The organism is Aliterella sp. E5.1 (assembly GCF_057473825.1).
Window position 1 is genome coordinate 1 of record NZ_JBYCCV010000258.1, and the last position, 2,304, is coordinate 2,304.

The window sequence follows — 2,304 nt, forward strand, 5'->3', positions numbered from 1 at the left end:
GAATCTATCAGTTGCTTTTCCGAGTCCCAACTTAAATAGCAGTTCCGCCTACCCCCTTTCCCTGGACTAGATACTCCGATTTCTCCGGTGCGATTATATTGCTGAATTACTTTTCTGACAAACCCTTGGGATACTCCTAGATGTTTTGCAATCTCTGAGGAAGTTCTAGGGTCTGCTAGTGCATTGTATATCACCAGCCATTTTTGTTTTTCCCAATGGGATGACGCTAACTTTACTCTCTGCTTGACTGTCTCTAGGTCTAGATGAGGACAGGCTTGGGTTACTTGACTCCTATACATTTATCTTTGCCAAAGTTTTCTTTATTTAATACTCTACTACCTCTGACCACAACTTAGTATTAAACGCATTTGAGAGTAGGTTTAACACAATTTTTTCCCACATCTCCCGATCTACATAGACAGGTTTTGGTAGGGGAGGGCAATCGACTGTCAATTGCAGTCCCGCTTGCGTGGCTACAGATTGAAACAAACTTGTAAGTTCCGTAGTATAGGTAGCTAAATCGGTAGGCTCAAACCTAACTTGCGTACGCCCAGCTTCAATACGCGAGAAATCTAGTAGCGTATTGACGAGCTTGAGTAAGCGATTTCCGTTGCGCTGCACCAGTTGCAGTTGCGATCGCGCTTCTTCTGGGATACTTCCCTCTAATTGCGTTAATGTTTGTTCGAGGGGTGACAACATGAGCGTCAAAGGAGTGCGGAACTCATGGCTGATGTTGCTGAAAAAAGATGTTTTAGCCCGATCCAACTCTGCCAATGCTTCAACTCGTTGGCGTTCTTCTTCAAAGGCACGAGCATTAAAAAGGGCAGTCGCCATATTGCCTGCTAATAACTCAAAAAATTCTCGGTACTCATCTTTAAAGGAGCAATAAGGATTGATTCCCAGCACTAGAAATCCAACGCTCCGCTCTTGTCCTGCTTGGGTCAGAGGCACGACCCAGGCAGCAGTAGCAGGTTTGTCCCAAGCTCCCCTCGGCAACACTCCCAATCTAGTCGCCAAATCGTCAATAATCGCTGCTTGCCCCGTCTGATAAACTTGTCCTAATCCCCAGCCATTGGCGTCTGCTTGAGTTAAGTCTACCTTTGCAGGGGTTGCTGCGGTTTTCGTTTCGATTCCAGTTTTTTGCACTAGAGTAGCTTGTTTGCCACCTGCCTCGACTCGATACAGCAAAGCAAAAGGAATATCGCGATTATTAGTAGCCAAAGCTTGCATCGCACTTTGACAAGCGGCTTCAACTGTTTTGGCTTGAGCCGTTTCTTTCATCAGCACGCTCAAGCTTTGTAAGCGGCGATCGCCCAGCACGCGCCCAGTGGTTTCGCTGACGATGCAAAAAACGCCGCCCACTTGCCCACGCTCGTCTCGCACTGGGTCATAAGAGACATCAAAGTAAGTTTCCTCGGTATACCCATACCGATTGAGGAAAAACAAATAATCTTTTGCCCAGAATGCTTCTCCCGTCTCTACAACTCCTTCTAGCAGTGGTTTGAGTACATCCCAAACTTCACTCAAGATTTCACGGGCAGGACGACCTAGCGCCCACGGGTGCTTTGAGGCTAAAACAGGGCGATAGGCATCGTTGTAGAGCGCGATTAATTCAGTTCCCCAAAACAGGCAAATTTGAGCCTTGGAAGGTAGCAAAATACTAACCGCACTCCGCAGGCTTTGGGACCAGTAAATAACATCATTTAGGGCAGTCTGCGACCAATCGAGCGATTGCATTAACTTACCGATTTCGCCACCGCCAACAAAAATGCTATTGGCAGCCTCTCCTTGGGCGGAAAAAGTCACTGCTGCGACTCCCGTGCCTCAAAATATCTAGCTAACAGGCTTTTGCCCTTCCCTCTTTGATGCAGTAGTGTTTCAATCGGCTTCAACCCTAGGAGGAAGGGAGAGGTTTGTTGGTTTTCCCATCGTTTCACACTGTGAAACCTTAAGTTAAGGAGTGTCGCGAACTTTGCTTGTGATAGCTCAATTTTCTGTGGTTGCTCTCGGACTAGCGCTACTACCTCTTGCTGTTCAATTGTCGTCATTGGGTACAAATGCTTCCAGCTTTCTGGCACTATAGCAGGTGTTATATATTGCTTCACATCCACCTCAAGACATAGCCAGCAAACGACGGAATAGGTAAAGAAACTGCGAAAGGTAATTGTTCTTTTCTAATACCAAGTTGCGTTCTAACAAAGTAGCTATAGAGGAGGGAAGAAAGTTAGAGAGCGAAGACGGTCTGGGTCAGCACAAAGTTCTAATAGACCTAAGCTAAGTTCATCTTCAACCTTGTCCAAAGAT

General features: G+C 46.4%; 3 protein-coding genes. All 3 read right to left on the reverse strand.

What is annotated here, in order from left to right; translation table 11 throughout:
* Positions 1-299 (reverse strand): helix-turn-helix domain-containing protein (locus AC2VE5_RS25985; protein ID WP_486887633.1); only part of this gene is annotated, 299 nt, incomplete at its 3' end.
* A gap of 25 nt (positions 300-324) precedes the next feature.
* Entirely contained in the window at positions 325-1,806 is a 1,482-nt protein-coding gene (locus AC2VE5_RS25990) for a sensor histidine kinase (RefSeq protein WP_486890452.1), read from the reverse strand.
* A complete protein-coding gene (locus AC2VE5_RS25995) occupies positions 1,803-2,105 on the reverse strand; it encodes a helix-turn-helix domain-containing protein (protein WP_486890453.1) in 303 nt (100 codons plus the stop codon). Before AC2VE5_RS25995 ends, AC2VE5_RS25990 begins: the two co-directional genes overlap by 4 nt.
* Between the last annotated feature and the right edge of the window lie 199 nt (positions 2,106-2,304).